General features: G+C 69.6%; 4 protein-coding genes and 2 pseudogenes. 1 reads left to right on the forward strand and 5 read right to left on the reverse strand.

Annotation, left to right across the window (positions count from 1 at the left end; all coding sequences use genetic code 11):
- Together ACTS11_RS19570 and ACTS11_RS19575 are read right to left on the reverse strand one after the other, a co-directional pair.
- Nucleotides 1-221, reverse strand: a pseudogene (locus ACTS11_RS19570) (hypothetical protein); the annotation flags it as partial.
- Nucleotides 222-236: 15 nt separating this feature from the next.
- Nucleotides 237-302 (reverse strand): annotated as a pseudogene (locus ACTS11_RS19575) (hypothetical protein); the annotation flags it as partial.
- Between the two features lie 146 nt (nucleotides 303-448).
- Between ACTS11_RS19575 and ACTS11_RS19580 the strand changes: the two are divergent.
- Nucleotides 449-1,231, forward strand: a complete 783-nt coding sequence (locus ACTS11_RS19580) for an IclR family transcriptional regulator (protein WP_442641963.1) — start codon at nucleotides 449-451, stop codon at nucleotides 1,229-1,231.
- On the opposite strand, the gene ACTS11_RS19585 is transcribed toward ACTS11_RS19580, so the two are convergent.
- The 3 genes from ACTS11_RS19585 to ACTS11_RS19595 form a co-directional block, all read right to left on the reverse strand.
- The gene (locus ACTS11_RS19585) at nucleotides 1,228-2,706 is read right to left on the reverse strand and encodes an aldehyde dehydrogenase (protein WP_442641964.1); all 1,479 of its coding nucleotides are present in this window, start codon (nucleotides 2,704-2,706) and stop codon (nucleotides 1,228-1,230) included. The genes ACTS11_RS19580 and ACTS11_RS19585 overlap by 4 nt on opposite strands.
- A gap of 7 nt (nucleotides 2,707-2,713) precedes the next feature.
- Nucleotides 2,714-3,523, reverse strand: coding sequence for an aspartate dehydrogenase (locus ACTS11_RS19590; protein WP_442641965.1), 810 nt, complete (start codon nucleotides 3,521-3,523; stop codon nucleotides 2,714-2,716).
- Nucleotides 3,523-3,998 (reverse strand): thiamine pyrophosphate-dependent enzyme (locus ACTS11_RS19595; protein WP_442641966.1); only part of this gene is annotated, 476 nt, incomplete at its 5' end. The genes ACTS11_RS19590 and ACTS11_RS19595, both read right to left, overlap by 1 nt.

Consider the following 3,998-nt stretch of genomic DNA (forward strand, 5'->3'; position numbering starts at 1 on the left):
TGCGGCGCGCCGTATTTCTCCTCCGCCGCCGAACTCATCGGCAGGCGCGAGGTTTCCTCGCCCGTGATCCCGTCCCGGCTGATGCGGAACGTGGGGCGTGCCGCGCTGTCGCGCAGGTAGGATCCGACGCCCATCTGGTCGAGGGCGAAGACGGCGTTCGGCGTCAGGTTGATGTCCGCGCCGACCCGGTTGATCGACCGCGCCTTCTCGAACACCCGCACGTCATGACCGGAACGATGGAGCGCAATGGCCGCGCAAAGCCCGCCGATGCCGCCGCCACATATGCCGATCGAAAGCGCCACACCGTCCCCTTCAAGCTTGCAATGTGTTCTATATTGAACTATCTGTTCAAAGGTAGGCCATCAGCCCGTGCGCGGTCAACAGATTTCCATCGCGCGACGCGGCGGGCGACCGATGCGATCAACGCCGTGCGACAGGACACAGCCCGATGGACGACACGACATCCCGGACCAACTATTCCGTCCCGCCGGTCGAGCGCGCATTGAAGCTTCTGCACTACATCGGCGACGGCCAGCGGGCGCGGAACCTGTCCACGGTGTCGCGCGATCTGGGGATCAACCGAACGACACTGATCCGTCTGATCCACACCCTGGTCGAGCACCGCATGATCGAGGAACTGGAAGACGGCGGCGGGTATCGCCTCGGCGCGGGGCTGGTCAGCCTGGGCGCGCAAGCCATCGAGGGGCGCGATATCGTGCACGTCTGCCGGCCCATCCTGCGCGACCTGTGCCTTGCGACCGGCATGTCGGCGCATCTGGGCGTGCTGGACGGGCGCGACATCATCTACCTGGGACGCGAGGCCCCCAATTCGCACCTCGTCAGCAACGTGCGCACGGGGTCGCGGCTGCCGGCACACGCCTCGTCCATCGGGCGGGCGATCCTCGCCGAATTCTCCGACGCGCGACTGCGGCAGATCTTCACCGGCGATCCGCCCGCGCAGGCGACGGACAAGACCCCCCGGACGCTCGAGGGGATCCTCGCCCAGGCCCACAACGACAAGGCGGCGGGTTTCGCCTGGAGCGTCGGCAATTTCGAGGCCGGCATCGGGTCCTGCGCGGCGGCGGTCTTCGATCATTCGGGTCAGGTCGTGGGCGGCATCAACGTCTCGGGCCCCGAGGCGCGTTTCGCGGATCGCGATCCGGCCCTGATCGACGCCGTCACGTCTGCGGCGCGGGACGCCTCGCGGGCTCTGGGATATTCGAGGCGCTAGGGCCATCGGGCCCATGGATGCGGGCGGCCGGACATGTCCTCGTAGATCGACTTCTGGCGCTGGTAGGCGCGCAGGCCCTCGCGGCCCTTCTCGCGGCCCACCCCGCTGTCGCCATCGCCGCCGAAGGGCGTCGAGATCGAGAACTGCTTGTAGGTGTTGATCCAGACGGTCCCGGCCCGAATGGCCCGGGCGACGCGCTGGCAGCGGCGATGATCCGAGGACCAGATCCCGCAGGCCAGCCCGTAGTCGTTGTCATTGCCCTGCGCGATGACATCGGCCTCGTCCTCGAAGGGCATGACGACGAGGACGGGGCCGAAGATCTCTTCCCGGCAGGTCCGGGCCGCGTTGCTCAGCCCCGAGATGATCGTCGGCTCGAAATAGGCCCCCGCCTGCAGCGCCATCTCCGCGGGCGGAGCCCCTCCGCACAGGATCGTGCCGCCTTCCTCGCGCGCCAGGTCCACGTAGCGCGCCACGCTGTCGCGATGCTCGGGGTGGATCAGCGAGGACACCTGCGTGGCCGCGTCGAACGGATGGCCGACGACGAGGGCCCGCGTCGCCGTCACCAGCCGCTCGACGAAGGCGTCGTGAATGCTGCGCTGCACGAACAGGCGCGAGCCCGCGATGCAGCTCTGGCCCGAGGACGAGAAGATGCCGAACAGGATGCCCGCGATCGCAAGGTCGATGTCGCAATCCTCGAACACGATCGTGGGGGACTTGCCGCCGAGCTCCAGCGAAATGGGCATCAGCTTTTCGGCCGCCGCATGGGCCAGCCTGCGGCCCGTCGACGTGCCGCCGGTGAAGGAGACCTTGGCGATGTCGCGGTGTTCGACAAGCAGGTTGCCCACCTCGCGCCCCGAGCCGGGCAGGACCGAAAGCAACCCCTGCGGCAGACCCGCCTCCTCGGCGATGCGCGCCAGCTCGAGGCTGACGAGCGGCGACCAGCTGGCGGGCTTCAGCAGCACCGCGTTGCCCGCCGCAAGTGCGGGCGCGACCTTCTGGGCGTCGGACGCGATCGGCGAGTTCCACGGCGTGATCGCGGCCACCAGCCCCAGCGGCTCGTGGATCGAGGCGGTCGTGTAGTCGCCGCGCGGCACGGTCAGCAGATCGTCCATGGTTTCGGCCACCGCCGCGAAATAGCGAAAGGTGGCAGCGGCCGAGGCGGCCAGTGCGCGGGTCTCCGTCAACGTCTTGGAGGTGTCGCGGCTCTGGACCCAGGCGATGCGCTCGATCCCGGCGGCGAGACCCTGCGAGATGCGATGGAGGACCGTCGCCCGCTCATGGGGCCTGAGGGCGGCCCAGGCCGGCTGCGCGTCGCGTGCACGGGCGATGGCCTCCTCGACATCCTCGGCGGACGCACCGGAAATCGTCGCGTTCACGCTGCCGTCGGCCGCGAACTGCGAGGTGATCGGCGCGCCGCGTCCTCGCTGCCAGAGGCCGCCGACGAAGATCAGATCGTCGCGAAATCGCTGCTCCATGAGGTCCTCAGATGACGATCCCGGCGTGCCGGTTCAGGACGGCGCGGGCGATGCTGTAGACGGTGGATCGGGAGGTCCTGGGATTTGACGGCGAGGGCTTGCCGGCCAGTCTCATCGTGAAGTCGAGCGCCTGCGAGGCGACGGCGAAGCTGTGGATGTTCTCGGCCGCCGCGGGATCGGCCACGAGGCTGACGGTCGTCCTGTCCATTCCGAGGCCCGCCAGCGCGAGGGTTGCCGCGACATTCGCGTTCTTCGGGAACAGGCGCGCCGCGTCCCGCGCGGTGCCTTCGAAAAAGGCGAACGGCGCGGTCAGGGCGGCCAGGTCGCACGCATCCTCGGCGGGGGTGCCGGCCCAGGCGGCGGGAGGCTTCGTGCCGGTGTAACGCACCGAGATCAGCCCCGAAAGACGCGCGGCGCCCAACGCGTCGATCCCGCCGATGGCGCCCGCGGGCACCACGCATTGCGCCCCGGTTCGGCGGGCGGCATCCTCCAGCGACGCCGCGAGCTCCGCGTCGGCCAGGGCGCCCACCGAGGCCACGACCAGATCCGTGCCGCTCTCGAGCACGTTCACCCCGAACTCCGCCACGGCTCCGTGACCGGCGCACTCGACCACCACATCGGGCAGCGTCTCGAGCAGCGCCGCGAGGTCCGAGGTGACGGACACGCGCGCGCCCGCGGCCGCCTGCACATCGGGCGCGCGGCCCGGGCGCACCAGCAGGGTCATGCGCCCGGGCGCGGCGTCCTGCGCCGACAGGATGTCGATCAGGTCGCGGGCGATCGCACCGAACCCGATGATCGCCACATGGCCGATGCTCATCACTTACCCCCTGCCGCGCCTGCCGGAGGCCCCGCGAAGGACTCCGCGAAGGGGCCGATGGCGACCATGTCGACTTCCACCATCGCGGGGCCGCTTCGACCGAACGTCGCATCCAGGGCCTGCGGGAACTCCTCGATCCGGCTGACCCGGACATGGGGCATGTCGATGGATCTGCACAGCAGCCCGAAATCGGGCGTCTTCAGCTTCGAATAATGCCGCCGCCCGCCGTACTGGGCGTCCTGGATGTTCTCGATCACGCCGTAGGCCGCGTCGTTCATCAGCACCAGGGTGATCGGCAGGTTCTCATCGACCGCCGTGATCAGCTCGGCGAGCCCAAGCTGGGCGCCACCGTCGCCGACAAGCGCGATCGTGCGCGCCTCGGCGCTCGCCGCCGCGCCGATGGCCATGGCGATCCCCTGCCCGATCCCGCCCCCGAGGGCATGAACCCCGAGGTTCGGCGCGGCGACCTGGACAT

The sequence above is a fragment of the Roseicyclus sp. genome (genome assembly GCF_052168335.1).
Classification (GTDB): Bacteria; Pseudomonadota; Alphaproteobacteria; order Rhodobacterales; family Rhodobacteraceae; genus Roseibacterium.